Source organism: Pseudomonas sp. RP-B7 (genome assembly GCF_059803535.1).
The window spans coordinates 97,055-118,083 of sequence record NZ_JAPFHC010000002.1 but is presented as its reverse complement, the minus strand read 5'-3'; the positions used below and the strand labels follow the sequence as shown (position 1 = coordinate 118,083).

Annotated in this window: 22 protein-coding genes; all 22 read left to right on the top strand. The window is 62.4% G+C overall.

Going from position 1 to position 21,029, the window contains the following annotated elements; genetic code table 11:
- Positions 1-10: 10 nt before the first annotated feature.
- The 22 genes from OPU96_RS03335 (at position 11) to flhA (ending at position 21,022) form a co-directional block, all read left to right on the top strand.
- Positions 11-1,201 (top strand): sensor histidine kinase, encoded by a 1,191-nt coding sequence (locus tag OPU96_RS03335; protein WP_305392793.1) that lies wholly within the window; start codon positions 11-13, stop codon positions 1,199-1,201.
- A 6-nt stretch (positions 1,202-1,207) separates the two neighbouring features.
- Positions 1,208-2,584: a sigma-54-dependent transcriptional regulator gene (locus tag OPU96_RS03330; protein ID WP_498558643.1), complete on the top strand. Its 1,377-nt coding sequence runs from the start codon at positions 1,208-1,210 to the stop codon at positions 2,582-2,584.
- A gap of 132 nt (positions 2,585-2,716) precedes the next feature.
- Positions 2,717-3,046 (top strand): flagellar hook-basal body complex protein FliE, encoded by a 330-nt coding sequence (gene fliE, locus OPU96_RS03325; protein ID WP_192297013.1) that lies wholly within the window; start codon positions 2,717-2,719, stop codon positions 3,044-3,046.
- Between the two features lie 16 nt (positions 3,047-3,062).
- A complete protein-coding gene (gene fliF / locus OPU96_RS03320; RefSeq protein WP_226454995.1) occupies positions 3,063-4,844 on the top strand; it encodes a flagellar basal-body MS-ring/collar protein FliF in 1,782 nt (593 codons plus the stop codon).
- The gene (gene fliG, locus OPU96_RS03315) at positions 4,837-5,856 is read left to right on the top strand and encodes a flagellar motor switch protein FliG (RefSeq protein ID WP_017735208.1); all 1,020 of its coding nucleotides are present in this window, start codon (positions 4,837-4,839) and stop codon (positions 5,854-5,856) included. Before fliF ends, fliG begins: the two co-directional genes overlap by 8 nt.
- 10 nt (positions 5,857-5,866) lie before the next feature.
- On the top strand, positions 5,867-6,631 hold the full coding sequence (gene fliH, locus OPU96_RS03310) for a flagellar assembly protein FliH (RefSeq protein ID WP_192297011.1): 765 nt from the start codon (positions 5,867-5,869) through the stop codon (positions 6,629-6,631).
- A complete protein-coding gene (gene fliI / locus OPU96_RS03305; protein ID WP_192297010.1) occupies positions 6,621-7,979 on the top strand; it encodes a flagellar protein export ATPase FliI in 1,359 nt (452 codons plus the stop codon). The genes fliH and fliI overlap by 11 nt, the downstream gene beginning before the upstream one ends.
- A gap of 3 nt (positions 7,980-7,982) precedes the next feature.
- Positions 7,983-8,432: a flagellar export protein FliJ gene (gene fliJ, locus OPU96_RS03300; RefSeq protein WP_192297009.1), complete on the top strand. Its 450-nt coding sequence runs from the start codon at positions 7,983-7,985 to the stop codon at positions 8,430-8,432.
- A 183-nt stretch (positions 8,433-8,615) separates the two neighbouring features.
- Complete coding sequence (locus OPU96_RS03295) at positions 8,616-8,921, top strand: STAS domain-containing protein (RefSeq protein WP_192297008.1); 306 nt, start codon at positions 8,616-8,618, stop codon at positions 8,919-8,921.
- On the top strand, positions 8,918-10,636 hold the full coding sequence (locus OPU96_RS03290) for an ATP-binding SpoIIE family protein phosphatase (protein WP_498558642.1): 1,719 nt from the start codon (positions 8,918-8,920) through the stop codon (positions 10,634-10,636). Before OPU96_RS03295 ends, OPU96_RS03290 begins: the two co-directional genes overlap by 4 nt.
- A 30-nt stretch (positions 10,637-10,666) precedes the next feature.
- On the top strand, positions 10,667-11,014 hold the full coding sequence (locus tag OPU96_RS03285; protein ID WP_192297006.1) for an Hpt domain-containing protein: 348 nt from the start codon (positions 10,667-10,669) through the stop codon (positions 11,012-11,014).
- A gap of 142 nt (positions 11,015-11,156) precedes the next feature.
- Positions 11,157-12,479 carry a flagellar hook-length control protein FliK gene (locus OPU96_RS03280; protein ID WP_498558641.1) on the top strand — a complete coding sequence of 441 codons (1,323 nt, stop codon included), beginning with the start codon at positions 11,157-11,159 and terminating at the stop codon, positions 12,477-12,479.
- Positions 12,480-12,699: 220 nt separating this feature from the next.
- Positions 12,700-13,200, top strand: a complete 501-nt coding sequence (fliL, locus tag OPU96_RS03275; RefSeq protein WP_192297004.1) for a flagellar basal body-associated protein FliL — start codon at positions 12,700-12,702, stop codon at positions 13,198-13,200.
- 9 nt (positions 13,201-13,209) lie between these two features.
- Complete coding sequence (fliM, locus tag OPU96_RS03270; protein ID WP_017735217.1) at positions 13,210-14,178, top strand: flagellar motor switch protein FliM; 969 nt, start codon at positions 13,210-13,212, stop codon at positions 14,176-14,178.
- A gap of 43 nt (positions 14,179-14,221) precedes the next feature.
- Complete coding sequence (fliN, locus tag OPU96_RS03265) at positions 14,222-14,689, top strand: flagellar motor switch protein FliN (protein WP_192297003.1); 468 nt, start codon at positions 14,222-14,224, stop codon at positions 14,687-14,689.
- Position 14,690: 1 nt separating this feature from the next.
- Positions 14,691-15,125 carry a flagellar biosynthetic protein FliO gene (fliO, locus tag OPU96_RS03260; RefSeq protein WP_498558640.1) on the top strand — a complete coding sequence of 145 codons (435 nt, stop codon included), beginning with the start codon at positions 14,691-14,693 and terminating at the stop codon, positions 15,123-15,125.
- Positions 15,125-15,868, top strand: a complete 744-nt coding sequence (gene fliP / locus OPU96_RS03255; RefSeq protein ID WP_192297001.1) for a flagellar type III secretion system pore protein FliP — start codon at positions 15,125-15,127, stop codon at positions 15,866-15,868. The genes fliO and fliP overlap by 1 nt, the downstream gene beginning before the upstream one ends.
- A gap of 4 nt (positions 15,869-15,872) precedes the next feature.
- Complete coding sequence (gene fliQ, locus OPU96_RS03250; protein ID WP_003214552.1) at positions 15,873-16,142, top strand: flagellar biosynthesis protein FliQ; 270 nt, start codon at positions 15,873-15,875, stop codon at positions 16,140-16,142.
- A 4-nt stretch (positions 16,143-16,146) separates the two neighbouring features.
- Positions 16,147-16,932 (top strand): flagellar biosynthetic protein FliR, encoded by a 786-nt coding sequence (fliR, locus tag OPU96_RS03245; protein ID WP_192297000.1) that lies wholly within the window; start codon positions 16,147-16,149, stop codon positions 16,930-16,932.
- A 3-nt stretch (positions 16,933-16,935) separates the two neighbouring features.
- The gene (flhB, locus tag OPU96_RS03240) at positions 16,936-18,072 is read left to right on the top strand and encodes a flagellar biosynthesis protein FlhB (RefSeq protein WP_192296999.1); all 1,137 of its coding nucleotides are present in this window, start codon (positions 16,936-16,938) and stop codon (positions 18,070-18,072) included.
- Between the two features lie 506 nt (positions 18,073-18,578).
- The gene (locus tag OPU96_RS03235; RefSeq protein WP_305391302.1) at positions 18,579-18,779 is read left to right on the top strand and encodes a cold-shock protein; all 201 of its coding nucleotides are present in this window, start codon (positions 18,579-18,581) and stop codon (positions 18,777-18,779) included.
- Positions 18,780-18,907: 128 nt separating this feature from the next.
- Positions 18,908-21,022 carry a flagellar biosynthesis protein FlhA gene (gene flhA / locus OPU96_RS03230; RefSeq protein WP_226455001.1) on the top strand — a complete coding sequence of 705 codons (2,115 nt, stop codon included), beginning with the start codon at positions 18,908-18,910 and terminating at the stop codon, positions 21,020-21,022.
- The last annotated feature ends 7 nt before the right edge of the window (positions 21,023-21,029 follow it).

Genomic DNA, 21,029 nt, shown 5'->3' with positions numbered 1-21,029 from the left:
AGAGAGCATGATGCCCCACGCCGCCCAACTATCTTCGGTGCCTGACGCCGAGCAGCTCAGCCGCAATGGCCTGGAACAGGCCTTTTCGCTGTTCAACCAGATGTCCAGCCAATTGACAGACTCCTACAGCCTGCTGGAAGCCCGGGTTTCCGAGCTAAAAGGCGAGCTGGCCGTGGTCAGTGCGCAGCGCATGGAAGAGTTGGCCGAGAAAGAGCGCCTGGCCAACCGTCTGCAAAACCTGTTGTCGCTGTTGCCTGGTGGCGTGATCGTCATCGACGAAGACGGCCGCGTGCGCGAGGCCAACCCGGCTGCCTGCGACCTGCTCGGCCTGCCACTGGAAGGCGAGCTGTGGCGCCACGTCATCACCCGCTGTTTCGCCCCGCGTGAAGACGACGGCCATGAAATCTCCCTGAAAGACGGGCGCCGCCTGTCCATCGCCACCCGCTCGCTTGATGCCGAGCCCGGCCAGTTGGTGCTGCTCAACGACCTGACCGAAACCCGTCACCTGCAAGACCAGTTGGCGCGGCATGAGCGTTTGTCGTCGTTAGGGCGGATGGTCGCTTCTTTGGCGCATCAGATCCGTACGCCGCTGTCGGCCGCGTTGATCTACGCCAGTCATTTGACTGATGAGCAATTGCCACCACAGACCCAGCAGCGGTTTGCCGGGCGCCTCAAGGAACGCCTGCACGAGTTGGAACACCAAGTGCGCGACATGCTGGTGTTCGCCCGTGGCGAGTTGCCGCTCACCGATCGCATCACCCCGGCCGAGCTGATGCGTGCCCTGCAAGCGGCTGCGAGTACCCATATCCAGGACGTCCAGGTGCGCTGGCAGTGCGATAGCCACCTCGGCGAACTGCTGTGCAATCGCGACACCCTGGTCGGCGCGCTGCTCAACCTGATCGAAAACGCCACCCAGGCCAGCGCCCCCGGCGCACGCCTGAAGATTCACCTGTACTGCCGCGAACAAACCCTGCGCCTGTGCATCAGCGACAGTGGCAGCGGCATCGACCCGCAGGTACTGCGGCGCCTGGGCGAACCCTTTTTCACCACCAAGACCAACGGAACGGGCCTCGGCCTGACCGTGGTCAAGGCCGTGGCACGCGCCCATCAGGGAGAATTGCAGCTGCGTTCCCGTGTGGGGCGTGGCACCTGTGCATTGATGACCTTGCCGCTGTTTTCAGGCGTGGCAAGCACGGAGTAAACGAACATGGCAATCAAGGTTTTATTGGTAGAAGACGACCGCGCCCTGCGTGAAGCACTGGCTGACACGCTGCTGTTGGCGGGCCATGACTATCGGGCGGTCGGCTCGGCCGAGGAAGCCTTGGAGGCGGTAGAGCAGGAGTCCTTCAGCCTGGTGGTCAGCGACGTCAACATGCCTGGCATGGATGGTCACCAATTGCTCGGCCTGCTGCGCGCGCGCCAGCCACAGCTGCCAGTGTTGCTGATGACGGCCCACGGCGCGGTAGAGCGCGCGGTGGATGCCATGCGTCAGGGGGCGGCGGACTATCTGGTCAAGCCTTTTGAGCCGAAGGCCTTGATCGACCTGGTCGCGCGCCATGCCCTTGGGGTGGTCTCGGCCAGCGACGGCGAAGGCCCGATTGCCTTCGAGCCGGCCAGCGCCCAGTTGCTGGAACTGGCGGCCCGTGTCGCGCGCAGCGATTCCACGGTGCTGATCTCCGGCGAGTCCGGCACCGGCAAGGAGGTGCTGGCGCGCTACATCCACCAGCAATCCAGTCGCGCCAGCCAGCCGTTCATTGCGATCAACTGCGCGGCGATCCCGGACAACATGCTTGAAGCCACCCTGTTTGGCCACGAAAAAGGCTCGTTCACCGGCGCCATCGCGGCTCAGGCCGGCAAGTTCGAACAGGCCGACGGCGGCACCATCCTGCTCGATGAAATCTCCGAAATGCCCCTGGGCCTGCAAGCCAAATTGCTGCGGGTGCTACAGGAGCGCGAGGTGGAGCGGGTCGGCGCGCGCAAACCGATCCAATTGGATATTCGCGTGGTCGCCACCACCAACCGCGACCTGGCGGGTGAAGTGGCGGCGGGGCGCTTCCGTGAAGACCTGTTCTACCGGCTCTCGGTGTTCCCCCTGGCCTGGCGCCCGCTGCGTGAACGCCCGGCCGACATCGTGCCGCTGGCTGAGCGCCTGCTGAATAACCACGTCAAAAAAATGAAGCACGCCCAGGCGCGCCTGTCGGCCGAGGCCCAGGCCTGCCTGATCGCCTACCCGTGGCCCGGCAACGTGCGCGAGTTGGATAACGCGATCCAGCGCGCGCTGATCCTGCAACAGGGCGGCCTGATCCAACCCCAGGATTTCTGCCTGGCCATGGGCAGCGGTGCCGCGCCAGTGCCGACCTTGGCGCCCGCGCCAGTGGTGGCCGAGGCCGAGTCTGCCGGAGCGTTGGGTGACGACCTGCGCCGCCGCGAATTTCAGATGATCATCGACACCCTGCGCGCCGAGCGCGGCCGGCGCAAAGAGGCTGCCGAACGCCTGGGCATCAGCCCGCGCACCCTGCGCTACAAGCTGGCGCAGATGCGCGATGCGGGGATGGATGTGGAAGCTTATCTGTTTGCCACCTAGTCGGTATTAAGACCGACAAGGTTTGTCGCCTTTTCTTACGAATCGATACAGAGCTGGCACCCTTGTTGCTACTTCCCTTGGTAATTGCGGCGTAGTGTCAAAAAAAATGCGGGTTGTCGGAGAGAGAAGGTCATGAGCCAGGGTATTGAGTTCAATCGGTTGATGTTGGATATGCGCTCCATGCAAATGGATGCCATGGCTCAACCGAAATCCGTCGCGCCAGCGCCGGAATTGGGCCAAAGCAGTTTCGCCGACATGCTCGGTTCGGCAATCAATAAAGTCAGTGACACCCAACAAGCGTCCAACCAATTGGCGAGCGCGTTCGAAATCGGCAAAAGCGGCGTGGACCTCACCGATGTGATGGTCGCCTCGCAAAAAGCCAGCGTGTCGTTCCAGGCGTTGACCCAGGTGCGTAACAAGCTGGTTCAGGCTTATCAAGACATCATGCAGATGCCGGTTTAAGGACGAGATTTAAGTCATGGCAGAAGCAGTCGTGGACAACGCACCCGCCAAGGCAGACGGCAAACCGCCGCTGTTTGGCCTGTCGTTCCTGGAAAACCTCTCCGAAATGACCATGCTGCGTCAGGTAGGCCTGATGGTCGGCCTGGCTGCCAGCGTGGCGATTGGTTTTGCCGTGGTGCTGTGGTCGCAGCAACCGGATTACCGGCCGTTGTACGGCAGCCTGGCGGGCATGGACTCCAAGCAGATCATGGAAACCCTCGCCGCCGCCGACATCGCCTACACCGTCGAGCCCAATTCCGGCGCCTTGCTGGTCAAGGCCGACGACGTGGCCCGTGCGCGCATGAAGCTCGCCGCTGCCGGCGTGACGCCGTCCGACGCCAACATCGGTTTTGAAATTCTCGACAAAGACCAGGGCCTGGGCACTTCCCAGTTCATGGAAGCCACCCGCTACCGTCGTGGCCTGGAAGGCGAGCTGGCTCGCACCATCTCCAGCCTGAACAACGTCAAGGGCGCCCGCGTGCACTTGGCCATCCCGAAGAGCTCAGTGTTTGTGCGTGACGAACGCAAGCCAAGCGCCTCGGTCCTGGTGGAGCTGTTCTCCGGCCGCTCCCTGGAGCCTGGCCAAGTGATGGCGATCATCAACTTGGTGGCCACCAGCGTTCCCGAGCTGAGCAAGTCGCAAATCACCGTGGTCGACCAGAAGGGCAACCTGCTGTCGGACATGGCTGAAAACTCGGCACTGACCCAGGCTGGCAAGCAGTTCGACTACAGCCGCCGCATGGAAAGCATGCTCACCCAGCGTGTGCACAACATCCTGCAACCTGTGCTGGGCAACGACCGCTACAAGGCTGAAGTGTCAGCCGATGTGGACTTCAGTGCCGTCGAGTCGACTTCCGAACAATTCAACCCGGACCAGCCGGCGCTGCGCAGCGAGCAGTCCACCAGCGAACAACGCACCGCCAGCAGTGGCCCGCAAGGTGTGCCGGGTGCCCTGAGCAACCAGCCACCAACCCCGGCCTCGGCCCCGCAAACCACCGGCGGCGCCGCAGCCACCGCAGGCGCCATCGCCCCGGGCCAACCGCTGTTGGACGCCAACGGCCAGCAGATCATGGACCCGGCCACCGGCCAGCCAATGCTCGCACCGTACCCGGCGGACAAGCGTAACCAGTCCACCAAGAACTTCGAGCTCGACCGTTCCATCAGCCACACCAAGCAGCAACAGGGCCGCGTCAATCGCCTGTCGGTGTCGGTGGTGGTCGATGACCAGGTCAAGGTCAATGCCGCTGACGGCACCATTACCCGTGCCCCATGGGGCGCCGACGAATTGGCGCGCTTCACCCGCCTGGTGCAGGACGCGGTCGGTTTCGACGCAAGCCGTGGCGACAGCGTCAGCGTGATCAACATGCCGTTCTCCGCCGAGCGTGGCGAAGTGATTGCCGAAGCGGCGTTCTATACGCAGCCGTGGTTCTGGGACATCGTCAAGCAAGTGTTGGGTGTGTTGTTCATCCTGGTACTGGTGTTCGGCGTGCTGCGCCCGGTGCTCAACAACATCACCGGCAATGGCAGCAAGAAACAACTGGCGGCCTTCGGTGGCGGCGACGTGGAGTTGGGTGGCATGGGCGGCCTGGATGGCGAACTGGCCAACGACCGCGTCAGCCTCGGCGGCCCGCAAAGCATCCTGTTGCCAAGCCCGAGCGAAGGTTACGACGCTCAGCTGAACGCAATCAAAAGTCTGGTGGCAGAAGACCCGGGTCGTGTGGCCCAGGTCGTGAAAGAGTGGATCAACGCAGATGAGTGATAATCGAGCCGCTGTTGCCAAACTGACCAAGGTCGACAAAGCCGCCGTGCTGCTGCTGTCCCTCGGTGAAACCGACGCCGCCCAAGTGCTGCGCCACATGGGCCCCAAAGAGGTCCAGCGGGTTGGCGTGGCCATGGCGCAGATGCGCAATGTGCACCGCGAGCAAGTCGAGCAGGTGATGAGCGAGTTCGTCGAGATCGTCGGCGACCAGACCAGCCTGGGCGTCGGCTCCGACAGCTACATTCGCAAGATGCTCACCTCGGCCCTGGGCGAAGACAAGGCCAACGGCCTGATCGATCGCATCCTGCTGGGTGGCAACACCAGTGGTCTCGACAGCCTCAAGTGGATGGAACCGCGCGCCGTCGCCGACGTGATCCGCTTCGAGCACCCGCAGATCCAGGCCATCGTCGTCGCGTATCTCGACCCGGACCAGGCCGGTGAAGTGCTTGGCCACTTCGACCATAAAGTGCGCCTGGACATCATCCTGCGCGTGTCGTCGCTGAACACTGTGCAGCCGGCGGCCTTGAAAGAATTGAACACCATCCTGGAGAAGCAGTTCTCCGGCAACTCCAACGCCGCGCGCACCACCCTGGGTGGTATCAAGCGTGCCGCCGACATCATGAACTTCCTCGACAGCTCGGTCGAAGGCCAGTTGATGGACTCGATCCGCGAGATCGACGACACCCTGTCCGGCCAGATCGAAGACCTCATGTTCGTGTTCAACAACCTCTCCGATGTCGACGACCGTGGCATCCAGGCGTTGCTGCGCGAAGTCTCCTCCGACGTGCTGGTGCTGGCCCTCAAGGGCTCGGACGAAGGCGTCAAAGAGAAGATCTTCAAGAACATGTCCAAGCGTGCCTCCGAACTGTTGCGCGACGACCTCGAAGCCAAGGGCCCGGTGCGCGTCAGCGACGTGGAAACCGCACAGAAAGAAATCCTCACCATTGCCCGCCGTATGGCCGAAGCCGGAGAAATCGTTCTCGGTGGGAAGGGCGGCGAAGAAATGATCTAAGGCGCCCCTGATGTCGAACAAAGATGAGGCACCCAGCGATCTGATTCGCGCACGGGATGTCGGCGGGTTCGACATCTGGTCGCTGCCCAGCTTCGATCCGCATGTGCCGCAACCCGAGCCCGAGCCGGAACCCGAAGTGCCGGCGGAAATGGAAGAAGTGCCGCTGGAGGAAGTCCAGCCACTGACCCTCGAAGAGTTGGAAAGCATCCGCCAGGAAGCCTACAACGAAGGCTTTGCCGCCGGGGAAAAGGACGGCTTTCGCGCCACCACGCTCAAGGTGCGCCAGGAGGCCGAGGCTGCGCTGGCCGTCAAGCTTTCCAGCCTGGAGCGCTTGATGGTCGGGTTGTTCGACCCGATTGCCGAGCAGGATTCGCAGATCGAAAAAACCATGGTCGGCCTGGTGGAGCACATTGCGCGCCAGGTGATCCAGCGCGAATTGGTGCTCGACTCCAGCCAAATCGAAAGCGTCATGCGCGAAGCCCTCAAGCTGCTGCCTCTGGGCGTCGGCAATGTGCGGCTGTACATCAACCCGCAGGATTTCGAGCAGGTCAAAGCCCTGCGCGAGCGCCATGAGGAAACCTGGCGCATCGTTGAAGATGCGGCGTTGCAGCCCGGTGGCTGCCGGGTCGAGACCGAGCACAGCCGCATCGACGCCACCGTGGAGACGCGCGTCAGCCAGATCATGGCCAAGCTGCTCGACCAAGCCCACGAGCAGGTGCTCAACCCCGCCGAACCCGACCTGAGCGTTGACCTGGACGCCCCCGATGCGCCTTGATCGCACCAGCTTCGCCAAGCGCCTGAGTGGTTACACCGAGGCCACCGAGTTGCCCGGCCAACCGATCCTCGAAGGGCGCCTGTTGCGCATGGTCGGCCTGACCCTCGAAGCCGAAGGCCTGCGTGCCGCCATGGGCAGTCGCTGCCTGGTGATCAACGACGACAGCTACCACCCGGTGCAGGTTGAAGCCGAGGTGATGGGCTTTTCCGGCAGCAAGATTTTCCTGATGCCCGTTGGCAGCCTGGCCGGTATCGCCCCTGGCGCCCGCGTGGTGCCCCTGGCCGACACCGGCCGCCTGCCGATGGGCATCAGCATGCTCGGCCGCGTACTCGACGGCGCCGGCCGTGCGCTGGACGGCAAGGGTGGCATGAAGGCTGAAGACTGGGTGCCGATGGACGGCCCGACGATCAACCCGCTCAAGCGCAACCCGATCAGCCAGCCGCTGGACGTGGGCATTCGCAGCATCAACGGATTATTGACGGTCGGGCGCGGCCAGCGTCTGGGCCTGTTTGCCGGTACGGGTGTGGGTAAATCGGTATTGCTGGGCATGATGACCCGGTTTACCGAGGCCGACATCATCGTGGTCGGGCTGATCGGCGAGCGGGGTCGCGAGGTGAAGGAGTTCATCGAGCACAGCCTTGGCGAAGAAGGCCTCAAGCGTTCGGTGGTGGTCGCCTCTCCGGCGGACGATGCGCCGTTGATGCGTTTGCGCGCCGCGATGTATTGCACGCGCATCGCCGAATATTTCCGCGACAAGGGCAAGAACGTCCTGTTGCTGATGGACTCGCTCACCCGTTTCGCCCAGGCCCAGCGGGAAATCGCCCTGGCCATCGGCGAGCCGCCAGCGACCAAGGGCTATCCGCCGTCGGTGTTCGCCAAGCTGCCGAAACTGGTGGAGCGTGCCGGTAATGCCGAGGCCGGTGGCGGCTCGATCACTGCGTTTTATACGGTGTTGTCCGAAGGCGATGACCAGCAGGACCCCATCGCCGACTCGGCGCGGGGCGTGCTTGACGGCCACATCGTGCTGTCGCGGCGCCTGGCGGAGGAGGGGCACTACCCGGCCATCGACATCGAAGCGTCCATCAGCCGGGTGATGCCATCGGTGGTCACGCCGCAGCATATGGCCCGTGCACAACAGTTCAAGCAGTTGTGGTCGCGTTATCAGCAGAGCCGCGACTTGATCAGCGTCGGCGCCTATGTGGCCGGTGGCGACCGCGACACCGACCTGGCGATTGCCCTGCAACCGCAACTGGTGACCTACCTGCGCCAGGGCCTCAACGACAAGATCAGCATGGGTGAAAGCGAAGCGCACCTGGGCTCGATCTTCGCCCCGGCGCCAGGCGGCTAAGCCATGGCCAGTACGCGCTCTTCACGCCTGGCGCCGGTGGTGGACATGGCCGAAAAGGCCGAAAAAACCGCCGTGCAACGTTTGGGCTATTTCCAGGGCCAGGTGCGCCTGGCGGAAAGCAAGCTGGGCGACCTGGAGCGCTTTCGCAGCGAGTACCAGCAGCAGTGGATCGAGCGCGGGACCCAAGGTGTGTCGGGCCAGTGGTTGATGGGCTACCAGGGCTTCCTCAACCAGTTGGAAACCGCCGTCGACCAGCAGCGCCAAAGCCTGCTCTGGCACCAGAACAACTTCGAAAAGGCCCGCGACAGCTGGCAGCAGGCCTATGCGCGGGTCGAGGGCTTGCGCAAATTGGTGCAGCGCTACATCGACGAAGCGCGGGCGCTGGAAGACAAGCGCGAGCAAAAGCTGCTGGATGAACTCTCCCAGCGTCTCCCAAGGCCGTCGCAATACTGAATGTGGATGAGGGCTTGTGTGGGAGCGGGCTTGCTCGCGAATGCGGTGTATCAGTCGGAAAACTCATTGACTGATCCACCGCATTCGCGAGCAAGCCCGCTCCCACATTTGAACTGCTGTGTTGCTGCTATCCACTTCAGCTGCTAAACCTTTGTCTACCGCCTATGACAAGGAAGCAGTCACATGTCAGTCGAGTCCGAAGTATCCCTGGATGGGAAGAAGTTGACGATCGCGATCCGAGGTCGTTTCGATTTTGGCAGCCACCAAGTGTTTCGTGATGCCTATGAGCGTTTCTACAAGGTGCCCGAGCTGTACGTCGTGGACCTCAAGGAAACCACCTACATGGACAGCTCGGCCCTGGGCATGCTCCTGCTGCTGCGCGATCATGCCGGCGGTGACAACTCGGAAGTGCAGGTGGTCAACAGCAACTCCGATGTGCGCAAGATCCTCGCCATCTCCAACTTCGACAAACTGTTCGACATCAGTTGAGCGGCCTGGCCACTGTGCTGGAGCCGTTGACGGTGCTGATTGCCGAAGACAGCGCCGCCGACGTGCTGTTGTTGTCGACCATCGTCAAGCGCCAGGGGCACCGCGTGCTCACGGCCAGCAACGGCCTCGATGCCGTGCAGGTGTTTGCCCGCGAACGCCCGCAACTGGTGTTGATGGACGCGCTGATGCCGGTGATGGACGGTTTTGAAGCCGCGCGCCAGATCAAGCAACTGGCCGGTGAGGCGCTGGTGCCGATCATCTTCCTGACCTCCCTGCGCGAGAGCGCGGCCCTGGCCCAGTGCCTGGATGCCGGCGGTGATGACTTCCTGGCCAAGCCCTACAACCAACTGATCCTGGCGGCGAAGATCAACGCCATGGACCGCCTGCGCCGCTTGCAGGCCACGGTGCTGCAGCAACGCGACCTGATCTCCAGGCACCACGACTACCTGGTGCACGAGCAGCGGGTGGCCAAGGCGGTGTTCGACAAAGTCGCGCATTCGGGCTGTATCAACGCCGCGCCGAATATCCGCTACCTGCAATCGCCCTATGCGTTGTTCAACGGTGACCTGCTGCTGGCCGCGTATACGCCGTCGGGCGATATGCATGTGCTGCTCGGCGACTTTACCGGCCACGGCCTGCCGGCGGCGGTCGGCGCCATGCCCCTGGCGGAGGTGTTCTACGGCATGACCGCCAAGGGCTACGGCTTGGCGCAGATCCTGCGGGAGATGAACGTCAAGCTTAAGCGCATCCTGCCCGTGGACATGTTCTGTTGCGCCACCCTGTTGTGCCTGAGCACCCAGCGGCGTGTGGTGGAGGTGTGGAACGGCGGCATGCCCGAAGGTTATGTACATGAAGTCGCCAGCGGCAAGCGTACGGCGCTGGAGCCACGGCATTTGCCGTTGGGCGTGTTGTCGGCCGAGGCGTTTGACGACAGCACCGAAGTCTGGCCGATGGCCCTGGGTGACCGGGTGTTTTTGCTCTCCGACGGCGTACTCGACACGGCTGATACCGCTGATCAGCTGTTTGGTGTCGAACGTTTACATCAGGTATTCGCCGCCAATCGCGAGCCCGACCGGCTGTTTGAAGAGATCGAGCAGGCCTTGGCCGCGTTTCGCGGTGAGGCGCGCGACGATGTGAGCATGGTGGAAATCACCCTGCAAGATGGGCCATCCCTGCGTGCGACGGGGCCGCTGTATACCGATAGCGGCCAGTCGTGCCCGCTGGATTGGTCGGTGAGTTTCGAGTTCCGCGCTGAAACCCTCAAGCGTTACAACCCCTTGCCCTACCTGTTGCAGTTGCTGCTGGAGGTCCATGGCCTGCGCGAGCAGAGCGGGGCGCTGTACAGCGTGATGGCCGAGTTGTATTCCAACGCCCTGGAGCATGGCGTGCTGGGCCTGGACTCGCGGCTCAAGCGCGACGTGCACGGTTTTGCCGACTACTACCGCCAGCGCAACGAGCGGCTGGCGCAGCTCAGTAGTGGCTATGTGCGCGTGCATGTGCAGGTGGTGCCGACGCTGAGCGGCGGGCAGCTGTCCTTGCGCATCGAAGACAGCGGCGCCGGGTTTGACGTGGATCAAGTGTTGGCGCGGCCCCTGGACGTTGATCGGCTGTCCGGTCGCGGCTTGAATCTGGTCCGTCAATTGAGCGGCGATGTGCGCTGGTCCGATGGTGGGCGCAGTGTCTGCGTGGAGTTTTCATGGCCGGCTCAGGCATAATCCGCCGATTCTTGATCAAGGAGCGAACAAGTGGCTGAGATTCATCTGGACCCCGACGTGCTGTCGGGTTTGCAGGAAGTCATGGAGGGCGAGTACCCCAGGCTGTTGGATACCTTCCTCGATGATTCGCAAAAACGCGTCGAAGCCTTGCGCAAGGCGCGCGATGACGCCAAGGCGCTGGGGCGTATCGCCCATAGCTTCAAGGGCAGCAGCGGCAACCTCGGTGCGGTGCGGCTGGCGCAGTTGTGCCAGCGGCTGGAGGCTGAGTCTGCGCAAGCGCCTGGCGCTGACCTGGGGGTTCTGGTGGATCAGATTGATCATGAGTTTGCCTTGGTGCGGCCGCTGTACGAATCGGAGCGCCAGCGCTTCCAGCTCTGATGTGCTGATAGAGATTTGAAGATCCAAATGTGGGAACGGGCCCTCTCCCACATTTTTCAGCTGCGCTCGGCAACCTGGCCCGACTCTTGCTCTACCTCCAGATACTGCATCCCCGACCCTCATGCAGTGGAGACCTTTACCTATGCCAGTCGCCCCTAATTCGCTTCTTCAGGCTGCCCCTGCGGCCAAGCCTCAAGCGCCTGCCGCCAACCCGCCGGCAGCGGCTGCGGAGCCGCGTGACAAGGGCGCCGGCTTTGCTCAGGTGTTCGCCAATCAGGGTTCCAAACCTGTGGCAAAGGCCGACGATACCCCGTCGAAAACCAGCCGTGACAAGCCTGCCGACAGCAGCGCCAAGCCTGCCGCCAGCACACCGGCAGTTGCCGATAGCGGCAATCCTTTGCCTGCCAACCCGCCGGCCAAGGCTGATGACAGCGCCAGCAAGAGTGATGACGACAAGCCCGCCGACCCAAGCCTGGTGCAACAGCCGGTGGTTGACCCGGTCGTAGACCCGGCGTTGGTGGCGACGGTCACGCCAGTCGCCGTGCCAGTGCCAGTGCCGGTGGCTCCGGCAACCGTCGCGCCTGTGGTTGATGAAAAGGCTCAGCCCGTGGCCGCAGCACCGCTTGCCGTGACCGATGAGGTCAAGGCACCAGCGTTCGACCCCGCCAGCGACCCTCTCGACGCAATGCCGGCCGTGCGCCTGGCGATGGAGCAGGGCGGTCACGTCTCGGCCAGTAGCCAGGCCCCCCAGAAAAGCGCACCGCCGCCGGACCTGGACCAGCCGACCGCCGCCCAGAATTTCAGTGCCGGCCTGGCCAGTATGGTCGACCAGCAAGCCGCCAAGGACAGCACTGACCAGGGTGGTGACAAAGCCTTCGGCGGGCTGATCGAAGACGGCCTCAAAGACCTCAAGGGCGCCAGCAGCGACACCCGCGTCGATGACTTCGCCAATCGTCTGGCTGCCTTGACCCAGGCCGCCACGCCGAAAACCGCAAACGCCCTGCCGCCGGTGACCAACGCACCGCTGGCCATGCACCAGAGCGGCTGGACCGAGGAAGTGGTCAACCGCGTGATGTACCTGTCCAGCGCCAACCTCAAGTCGGCGGAGATCCAACTGCAACCGGCCGAACTCGGGCGCCTGGACATCAAAGTCAATATGACGGCGGACCAGCAAGCCCAGGTCAGCTTCATGAGCGGCCATGCGGTGGTGCGCGAGGCGCTGGAAAGCCAATCCGGGCGCTTGCGTGAGATGTTTGCCCAGCAGGGCATGGGGCAGGTGGATGTGAACGTGTCGGACCAGTCCCGTGGCCAGGAGCAGCAGCAACAGCAGAATCAGGCGCGGGGTATCAGCAGCAGCGGACGTGGTGACAGTGGCGACAGCACTGCCCATGCCGAAGTGGCTGAAGCAGTGACGCCTGTGATCTCCAACGTCATCGGCTCCAGCGCCGTCGACTACTACGCCTGACCTGAACCTGTCGCGGGACAAAATGTGGGAGCGGGCTTGCTCGCGAATGCGGTGTGTCAGTCAATACATCTGTCACTGACACACCGCATTCGCGAGCAAGCCCGCTCCCACATTTGATTGGTGGTGCTGGCTCTGCCCAATTACCAGACAACTCTGGCATAACACTTGCTCTTGCCTTTCCGTAGATCTATGAATCCCCGAATAGTGACGGATTATTGGCATGGCGAAGAGCGACGACGCAGCAAAACCACCCGCAGGCAAAGGCAAGCTCAAGCTTATCCTGATGATTGTCGTGGGCCTGATCCTGGCCATTGGCGCCTCGGTGGGTGGCACTTGGTACATCATGCACAGCAGCGCGAGCAAACCGGCGCCTGCGGCCGAAACCGCCAGCAACGTCAAGCAACCGGCAATCTTCGAGCCGATGCTCCCGGCCTTTGTCGCCAACTTCAATCAGAACGGCCGCCAGCGCTACCTGCAAGTGAGCATCACCTTGCTCGCGCGCAACCAGGCTGACCTGGAAGCCCTCAAGGTGCACATGCCGGTGATCCGCAACAACCTGGTGATGCTGTTCTCCGGGCAGAGCTTCGATGCCCTGGCCACCCCGGTCGGCCAGGAAATGCTGCGCCAGAAGGTCACTGCCAGCGTGCAGGAAGTGGCCCAGAAAGAGCTCGGCAAAGTCGTGATCGAGCAGGCGCTCTTCACTAACTTCGTATTGCAGTAGGATCACGACATGGCCGTGCAAGACCTGCTGTCCCAGGATGAAATCGACGCGCTGTTGCATGGCGTCGACGATGGTCTGGTGCAGACCGAAATGGCTGCCGAACCCGGCAGCGTCAAAAGTTATGACCTGACCAGCCAGGATCGCATCGTCCGTGGACGTATGCCGACCCTGGAGATGATCAACGAACGTTTCGCCCGTTACACCCGCATCAGCATGTTCAACATGCTGCGCCGCTCGGCGGACGTGGCGGTCGGTGGCGTGCAGGTGATGAAGTTCGGTGAATACGTGCACTCGCTGTACGTGCCCACCAGCCTCAACCTGGTCAAGATCAAACCGCTGCGCGGCACCGCGCTGTTCATCCTTGACGCCAAGCTGGTGTTCAAGCTGGTGGACAACTTCTTCGGCGGCGACGGCCGTCACGCCAAGATCGAAGGCCGTGAATTCACCCCCACCGAACTGCGGGTGGTGCGCATGGTGCTGGAGCAAGCCTTCATCGACTTGAAGGAAGCCTGGCAGGCGATCATGGAAGTCAATTTCGAGTACATCAACTCGGAAGTGAACCCGGCCATGGCCAACATCGTCGGCCCCAGCGAAGCCATTGTGGTGTCCACGTTCCACATCGAACTCGATGGCGGTGGCGGCGACCTGCACGTGACCATGCCGTACTCGATGATCGAGCCGGTGCGCGAGATGCTCGACGCCGGTTTCCAGTCCGACCTGGACGATCAGGACGAGCGTTGGGTCAAGGCCCTGCGCGAAGACCTGCTGGATGTGGACGTGCCGCTCAGCGCCACCGTGGCCCGTCGCCAACTGCGCCTGCGTGACATCCTGCACATGCAGCCGGGTGATGTGATCCCTGTGGAATTGCCGGAAGAAATGATCATGCGCGCCAATGGCGTGCCGTCATTCAAGGTCAAGCTCGGTTCCCACAAGGGCAACCTGGCACTGCAAGTGATCGAGCCGATCAACCGTCGCTGATCCAACCCTAATTTATGAATGCTTGCTCCGCCGAGGACATGTAATGGCTACCGAACACGAAAACACTTCCGCCGAAGACCAGGCCCTGGCTGACGAATGGGCTGCGGCCCTGGAAGAAACTGGCGAAGTCGGCCAGGACGACATCGACGCGCTGCTGGCCGCTGACGCCGCCACCGCGCCGGCCGGCAACCGCTTGCAGATGGAAGAATTCGGCAGCGTGCCGAAGAACCACGAGCCGGTGAGCCTCGATGGCCCGAACCTGGACGTGATCCTCGACATCCCGGTGTCGATCTCCATGGAAGTCGGCAGCACCGACATCAACATCCGCAACCTGCTGCAACTCAACCAGGGTTCGGTGATCGAGCTCGATCGCCTGGCCGGCGAGCCGCTGGACGTACTGGTCAATGGCACCCTGATCGCCCACGGCGAAGTGGTGGTGGTCAACGAAAAGTTCGGCATCCGCCTGACCGACGTGATCAGCCCGAGCGAACGCATCAAGAAGTTGCGCTGATATGAAGCGGCTGATGCTCGCACTGTTGCTCGCGCTGCCGTTGAGCGTGTTGGCGGCGGAGCCCGTGGCCCAGGCCGCGGCGGCACCGGTCGGCAGTGGCGTCGGTGGCCAGTTGACCCAACTGGTGCTGGGCCTGTTGCTGGTGGTCGGCTTGATCTTCGTGCTCGCCTGGCTGATGCGCCGCGTGCAGAACGTCGGCCCGGGCAACGCCCAGGTGATCGAACTGATCGGCTCGCGCGCCCTGGGCCCGCGTGATCGGCTGGTGCTGGTGCAGGTGGGTGAGGAGCAGATCCTGCTCGGCTTCACCCCCGGCCGCATCACCCCGCTGCATGTGCTCAAGACGCCCGTCAACGTGGATCAGACCCAGTCCGCCACGCCAGAATTCGCCCAGCGCCTGATGGAGTTGTTGGGCAAGGATCAGAAGGATAAGAAGTAATGCGCGTTTTCTTGACGCTCATGCTGTTGCTGGCTGCGCCACTGGCGTTCGCCGCCGACCCGTTGTCGATCCCGGCGATTACCCTGGGCACCAACGCCGCCGGCGCCCAGGAATATTCGGTCAGCCTGCAGATCCTGCTGATCATGACTGCGCTGAGTTTCATCCCGGCGTTTGTCATGCTGATGACCAGTTTCACGCGGATCATCATCGTGTTCTCGATCCTGCGCCAGGCCCTCGGCTTGCAGCAGACGCCGTCGAACCAGATCCTCACCGGCATGGCCCTGTTCCTGACGATGTTCATCATGGCGCCGGTGTTCGACAAGGTGAACCAGCAAGCCCTGCAGCCTTACCTCGCCGAAACCATCACTGCCCAAGTCGCGATCGACAAGGCCCAGGGGCCGATCAAGGACTTCATGCTGTCGCAGACCCGCTCCAGCGACCTGGAGCTGTTCATGCGCCTGTCCAAGCGCACCGACATCGCCACCCCGGACCAGGCGCCGTTGACCATTCTGGTGCCGGCGTTCGTCACCTCCGAATTGAAGACCGCGTTCCAGATCGGCTTCATGATCTTTATCCCGTTCCTGATCATCGACCTGGTGGTGGCGAGCGTGCTGATGGCCATGGGGATGATGATGCTGTCGCCGCTGATCATCTCGTTGCCGTTCAAAATCATGCTGTTTGTGCTGGTGGACGGCTGGGCGCTGATTATCGGCACGCTCGCCGGCAGTTTCGGAGGGGTATAGCGCCATGACGCCAGAAGTCGCCGTTGACCTGTTCCGTGAAGCGCTGTGGCTGACCACCATGATGGTTGCCGTGCTGGTGGTACCAAGCTTGTTGGTGGGCCTGTTGGTGGCGATGTTCCAGGCCGCGACCCAGATCAACGAACAGACCTTGAGCTTCCTGCCGCGCCTGCTGGTGATGCTGATCACCCTGATCGTCGCCGGCCCGTGGCTGGTGCAAACCTTCATGGAATACATCCTGCAGTTGTACGGCAGTATTCCGCAGTTGATCGGCTGAGCCGATGCAATCCTTGCTGGCATTGACCGACACCCAGATCAGTACCTGGGTGGCGTCCTTCATTCTGCCGCTGTTTCGCGTGACGGCGATGTTGATGGCCATGCCGGTGTTCGGCACGACCCTGGTGCCGCGCCGGGTGCGCCTGTATTTCGCGGTGGCGATCACCGTGGTGCTGGTCCCCGGCTTGCCGCCGATGCCACCTGTGAATGCGCTCGATCTCAGCGCCTTGCTGCTGATCGCCGAGCAGGTGCTGATCGGCGCCATGCTGGGCTTCTCCCTGCAACTGTTCTTCCAGGCGTTTGTGATCGCCGGGCAAATCATCTCGATCCAGATGGGCATGGGCTTCGCGTCCATGGTCGACCCCACCAACGGCGTATCGGCAGCGGTGATCGGGCAATTCCTGACCATGCTGGTGACCTTGTTGTTCCTTGCCATGAACGGCCACCTGGTGGCGTTCGAAGTGCTGACGGAGAGCTTCACCACCTTGCCGGTGGGCTCGGGGCTGGTGGTCAACCATTTCTGGGAGATGGTCGGGCGTCTCGGTTGGGTGCTGGGCGCCTCGCTGCTGCTGGTGTTGCCCGCGATCACGGCGCTGCTGGTGGTCAACATCGCGTTTGGCGTGATGACTCGCGCAGCGCCGCAACTGAACATTTTCTCGATTGGTTTCCCGTTGACCCTGGTGTTGGGCATGGGGATTTTCTGGATCGGCCTGGCCGACATTCTCAATCAGTATCAACCGCTGGCGTCCGACGCCTTGCAGTTCTTACGTGATCTGGCACGGGCGCGCTGAGCCATGGCCGAGAGCGAGAGCGGTCAGGACAAGACAGAAGACCCCACGGAGAAACGCAAAAAGGACTCCAGGGAAAAGGGCGAGATCGCCCGCTCGAAAGAGCTGAATACCGTGGCGACCATGATGGCCGGCGCCGGCGCCCTGCTGATCTACGGCGGTGGCCTGGCGCTGGATTTGATGGAGTTGATGAAACACAACTTCAGCTTGCCCCGCGAAGTGCTGCTGAACCCTGGCGCGATGGGCCAGTACCTGCTGCATTCGGGCAAGATCGCGATTCTGGCGGTGCAGCCGATCCTGATCACCTTGCTGTTGGCCGCGCTGATCGGCCCGGTCGCCCTTGGCGGCTGGCTGTTCGCGGCCGGCAGCATGGCGCCCAAATTCAGCCGCATGAACCCCGCTGCCGGGCTCAAGCGCATGTTTTCGGCCAAGGCGCTGGTGGAGTTGCTCAAGGCCTTGGCCAAATTCATCCTGATCCTGTTCGTCGCGTTGATGGTATTGACGTCCGACATCGACGACCTGCTGCGCATCGCCCACGAGCCGCTGGAGTCGGCGATCATCCACAGCGTGCAGGTGGTGGGGTGGAGCGCGCTGTGGATGGCCGCCGGGCTGATCATCATTGCTGCCGTGGATGCGCCGATCCAGCTGTGGGAAAGCCACAAGAAACTGCTGATGACCAAGCAGGAAGTGCGCGATGAACACAAGGACCAGGAAGGGCGTCCCGAGGTCAAACAGCGCATTCGCCAACTGCAGCGGGAAATGTCCCAGCGCAAGATGATGGCCTCGGTGCCCGACGCCGACGTGATCATCACCAACCCGACCCACTACGCCGTGGCGCTCAAGTACGACCCGGAAAAAGGCGGCGCGCCGATGCTGTTGGCCAAGGGCAGTGACTTTACCGCACTGAAAATCCGCGAAATCGCCGTGGCCAACGACATCCTGCTGCTGGAGTCGCCGGCACTGGCGCGGTCGATCTTCTACTCCACCGACCTCGACCAGGAAATCCCGGCCGGGCTTTACCTGGCGGTGGCGCAGGTGTTGGCCTATGTCTATCAGATCCGCCAATACCGCGCGGGCAAAGGCAAGCGGCCTGATCCGCTCAAGGACCTGCCGATTCCCCCGGATTTACGCCGCGACTCCTGATATTTCCCCTTACCCTGTAGTGAGCGGGCTTGCCCCGCGCTGGGTGGCGAAGCCGCCCTAAATCCCGACACCTCGGTCTTCCTGAAACATAGCGGCGTCCCGTTTGGGGCGGCTTCGCCACCCAGCGCGGGCAAGCCCGCTCACTACGGCAATCGCATGCGTACCGTTCGTCGTAAATCCTTGCTGACCTGTCAACTCTGACAGTAGCCAGCCTGCGCGTCCCGCGTTTCCATGGCAGCAGAAACTGCGTGTAGGAACAAGCAGCGAGGTAGCAATGAAGTGGGTGACCGGAACCGTCAGGTTTTACAGCAGTGAGACAGGGGAAGGGGTCATCGCAATGGATGGCGGGAGTGAGCAGGTGCGGGTAGACCTCACCAGCTCGGCCGGGGTTCGGCTCAAGGTTGGGCAGCGGGTGCGATTTGGCAGGATTCATCGTCCCCGGGGCATCTTTGCAGTCAACGTCACACTGATCTCGGGTTTTTGAATGAGATGTCGGGAGAGCGGCAATGGCGACAGGCACGGTGAAGTGGTTCAACGCAGAAAAGGGCTTTGGGTTTATCCAGCAGGAAGATGGTACGGATGTTTTTGTCCACTATTCGGCGATTGAGGCCAGCGGATTCAAGAGCCTTACTGAAGGGCAAAAGGTCGAGTTCGAGATAACGCCCGGACAAAAAGGGCCGCAGGCTGCAAACGTACGGGTCGTGTAAAAAAACGGTACTCGTCTGACTTGGGTAAAAGTTGGAAGGCTTCTTGCAATACCGCCTTCAAGTCGCCTCCCGGCGTCAAAACTTTGCTTCAAGGAACACGAGGAATACCGGTGGTAGATCGCTCTCAAATGTTCAGCACGGCCCGTGGCACCCTGACTGACCTGTCGCGGGGCAATCTGGGTGTGCCGTTGCTGCTACTGGTGATGCTGGCAATGATGATGTTGCCGATGCCGCCGTTCCTGCTGGACGTGTTCTTCACCTTCAACATCGCCCTGTCCGTCGTAGTCCTGCTGGTCTGCGTATACGCGCTGCGGCCGTTGGATTTCGCGGTATTCCCGACGATCCTGCTGGTGGCAACCCTGTTGCGCCTGGCGCTCAACGTGGCGTCGACCCGCGTGGTGATGCTTCACGGCCAGGACGGCCACGCCGCCGCCGGCAAGGTGATCCAGGCCTTTGGTGAGGTGGTGATCGGCGGTAACTACGTGGTCGGTATCGTGGTGTTCGCGATCCTGATGATCATCAACTTCGTCGTGGTGACCAAGGGTGCCGGGCGGATTTCCGAGGTGAGCGCACGGTTCACCCTCGATGCGATGCCCGGCAAGCAGATGGCGATCGACGCCGACCTCAACGCCGGCCTGATCGACCAGAACCAAGCCAAGACTCGCCGCCTGGAAGTCGCCCAGGAAGCCGAGTTCTACGGTTCCATGGACGGTGCCAGCAAGTTCGTGCGCGGTGACGCCATCGCCGGCCTGCTGATTCTGTTCATCAACCTGATCGGTGGCATGGCCGTCGGTATCTTCCAGCACGGCATGACCTTCGGCGATGCGGGCAAGGTGTACGCCTTGCTGACCATCGGTGACGGTTTAGTGGCGCAATTGCCATCACTGTTGTTATCCACAGCTGCCGCGATCATGGTGACCCGTGCCTCGGGCTCCGAAGACATGGGCAAGCAGATCAGCCGGCAGATGTTTGCCTCGCCCAAGGCCCTGGCCGTGGCGGCGGGCATCATGGCGATCATGGGCATCGTGCCGGGCATGCCCCACGTATCGTTCCTGAGCATGGCGGCCCTGGCAGGCGGCGCGGCGTACCTGTTCTGGAGAAAGCAAAACGCGGTCAAGGTCCAGGCCCTGCAAGAGGTGGCGCGCCAGCAGGAACTGCTGCCGTCCCCGGCCCGCGCCTCGGAAACCAAGGAGTTGGGCTGGGACGACGTGACCCCGATCGACATGATCGGCCTGGAAGTCGGCTACCGCCTGATCCCGCTGGTGGACCGCAACCAGGGCGGCCAGCTGCTGGCGCGGATCAAGGGCGTGCGCAAGAAATTGTCCCAGGACCTGGGCTTCCTGATGCCCACCGTGCACATCCGCGACAACCTCGACCTGGCCCCCAGTGCCTACCGCCTGACCCTGATGGGCGTGATCCTCGCCGAAGCCGAGATCTACCCGGACCGCGAGTTGGCGATCAACCCCGGCCAGGTATTCGGCAGCCTCAACGGCATTACCGCCAAAGATCCGGCTTTTGGCCTGGAAGCGGTGTGGATCGAAATCAGCCAACGCAGCCAGGCGCAGTCCCTGGGCTACACCGTGGTTGACGCCAGCACCGTGGTCGCCACCCACCTCAACCAGATCCTGTACAAGCACTCCCACGAGCTGATCGGCCACGAGGAAGTCCAGCAATTGATGGGTTTGCTGGCCAAGGCTTCGCCAAAACTCGCAGAAGAGCTGGTGCCAGGCGTGCTGTCGCTGTCGCAGTTGCTCAAGGTGTTGCAGGCGCTGCTGGCCGAACAGGTGCCGGTGCGCGACATTCGCAGCATCGCCGAGGCCGTCGCCAACAATGCCGCCAAGAGTCAAGATACCGCCGCGCTGGTGGCGGCGGTGCGTGTCGGATTGTCTCGCGCCATCGTGCAAAGCATTGTAGGGACTGAGTCTGAGCTGCCTGTGATCACCTTGGAGCCAAGGTTGGAACAAATATTGCTCAATAGTATTCAGAAGGCAGGACAAGGCCAGGAAGAGGGCGTTCTGCTGGAGCCAAGCATGGCTGAAAAACTGCAGCGTTCGTTGATCGACGCCGCACAACGCCAGGAAATGCAGGGCCATCCGGTGATTCTGCTGGTGGCCGGCCCCGTCCGGGCGATGTTGTCGCGGTTTGGGCGCCTGGCAGTTCCGAATTTGCACGTTTTGGCTTATCAGGAAATTCCTGACAACAAGCAAGTGACTATCGTCGCGACAGTAGGGCCCAACGGCTGAGGTAGTG

Excerpts from the sequence above, each read along its gene's own strand:
- OPU96_RS03335 (WP_305392793.1), top strand. The coding sequence starts at position 11 with ATGCCCCACGCCGCCCAACTATCTTCGGTGCCTGACGCCGAGCAGCTC.
- OPU96_RS03330 (WP_498558643.1), top strand. The coding sequence starts at position 1,208 with ATGGCAATCAAGGTTTTATTGGTAGAAGACGACCGCGCCCTGCGTGAA.
- fliE (WP_192297013.1), top strand. The coding sequence starts at position 2,717 with ATGAGCCAGGGTATTGAGTTCAATCGGTTGATGTTGGATATGCGCTCC.
- fliF (WP_226454995.1), top strand. The coding sequence starts at position 3,063 with ATGGCAGAAGCAGTCGTGGACAACGCACCCGCCAAGGCAGACGGCAAA.
- fliG (WP_017735208.1), top strand. The coding sequence starts at position 4,837 with ATGAGTGATAATCGAGCCGCTGTTGCCAAACTGACCAAGGTCGACAAA.
- fliH (WP_192297011.1), top strand. The coding sequence starts at position 5,867 with ATGTCGAACAAAGATGAGGCACCCAGCGATCTGATTCGCGCACGGGAT.
- fliI (WP_192297010.1), top strand. The coding sequence starts at position 6,621 with ATGCGCCTTGATCGCACCAGCTTCGCCAAGCGCCTGAGTGGTTACACC.
- fliJ (WP_192297009.1), top strand. The coding sequence starts at position 7,983 with ATGGCCAGTACGCGCTCTTCACGCCTGGCGCCGGTGGTGGACATGGCC.
- OPU96_RS03295 (WP_192297008.1), top strand. The coding sequence starts at position 8,616 with ATGTCAGTCGAGTCCGAAGTATCCCTGGATGGGAAGAAGTTGACGATC.
- OPU96_RS03280 (WP_498558641.1), top strand. The coding sequence starts at position 11,157 with ATGCCAGTCGCCCCTAATTCGCTTCTTCAGGCTGCCCCTGCGGCCAAG.
- fliL (WP_192297004.1), top strand. The coding sequence starts at position 12,700 with ATGGCGAAGAGCGACGACGCAGCAAAACCACCCGCAGGCAAAGGCAAG.
- fliM (WP_017735217.1), top strand. The coding sequence starts at position 13,210 with ATGGCCGTGCAAGACCTGCTGTCCCAGGATGAAATCGACGCGCTGTTG.
- fliN (WP_192297003.1), top strand. The coding sequence starts at position 14,222 with ATGGCTACCGAACACGAAAACACTTCCGCCGAAGACCAGGCCCTGGCT.
- fliO (WP_498558640.1), top strand. The coding sequence starts at position 14,691 with ATGAAGCGGCTGATGCTCGCACTGTTGCTCGCGCTGCCGTTGAGCGTG.
- fliP (WP_192297001.1), top strand. The coding sequence starts at position 15,125 with ATGCGCGTTTTCTTGACGCTCATGCTGTTGCTGGCTGCGCCACTGGCG.
- fliQ (WP_003214552.1), top strand. The coding sequence starts at position 15,873 with ATGACGCCAGAAGTCGCCGTTGACCTGTTCCGTGAAGCGCTGTGGCTG.
- fliR (WP_192297000.1), top strand. The coding sequence starts at position 16,147 with ATGCAATCCTTGCTGGCATTGACCGACACCCAGATCAGTACCTGGGTG.
- flhB (WP_192296999.1), top strand. The coding sequence starts at position 16,936 with ATGGCCGAGAGCGAGAGCGGTCAGGACAAGACAGAAGACCCCACGGAG.
- OPU96_RS03235 (WP_305391302.1), top strand. The coding sequence starts at position 18,579 with ATGGCGACAGGCACGGTGAAGTGGTTCAACGCAGAAAAGGGCTTTGGG.
- flhA (WP_226455001.1), top strand. The coding sequence starts at position 18,908 with ATGTTCAGCACGGCCCGTGGCACCCTGACTGACCTGTCGCGGGGCAAT.